The sequence below is a fragment of the Streptomyces niphimycinicus genome, assembly GCF_018883605.1.
Taxonomy (GTDB): Bacteria; Actinomycetota; Actinomycetes; order Streptomycetales; family Streptomycetaceae; genus Streptomyces; species Streptomyces niphimycinicus.
In genome coordinates this window covers 1-621 of sequence record NZ_JAHLEM010000889.1, presented here as the reverse complement: position 1 = coordinate 621, position 621 = coordinate 1, and the positions used below count along the sequence as shown (strand labels likewise).

Genomic DNA, 621 nt, shown 5'->3' with positions numbered 1-621 from the left:
CTCACTCCACCGGCGACACCCGCCTCACTCCACCGGCGACACCCGCCTCACTCCACCGGCGACACCCGCCTCACTCCACCGTCGTCGTCAGCCGCAGCGCCGCGTCCCGCACATCCGCGTGCGGATGTGCGCGCAGCGAGCGCAGCCGTTCCCGCCAGGGCTCCGCCCATTCCGTACGTGCCCCGCCCACCTCGGTGAGGGTCGCGGCGAACAGCCCGGAGGCGTGGCCTCCGTCCTCGTCGAGCTGGCCCGCGGCGCGCAGCAGACCGGCGTCGGAGCCCGGCCGCAGTGCGGTGTTCAGCCGTCGGCGCAGGGCGTCGGCGGTGTGGACGGCGAGCGCGGGGCGGGTGGTGTGCAGCCGGGCGAGGCGGGCGAGCCCGGCGGACAGCGGGCCGGGGCGGGCGTCCAGGTCGAGGGCGTTCACCAGCACATGGGCGGCCTCCGGGATGAACGTCTCGTATCCGGCGAGGAGTTCACCTGCGGCCCGCGCGGTGCGCCTGGTCACCCGGGGCCGCATCCGGGCCCGGGTGGCGAGCCGGTCGGCGAGGTGCTGGATGCGGCGGCGGGCGGGGCGGTCGCGGTCGGGTTCGGCGTCGGGTCCGCCGGGCCGGGCGTCGGCGG

1 pseudogene is annotated in these 621 nt (G+C 77.8%); it reads right to left on the bottom strand.

Annotated features, from left to right (window positions below):
- Positions 1-70: 70 nt before the first annotated feature.
- Positions 71-621: pseudogene (locus KN815_RS44845) on the bottom strand (hypothetical protein); the annotation flags it as partial.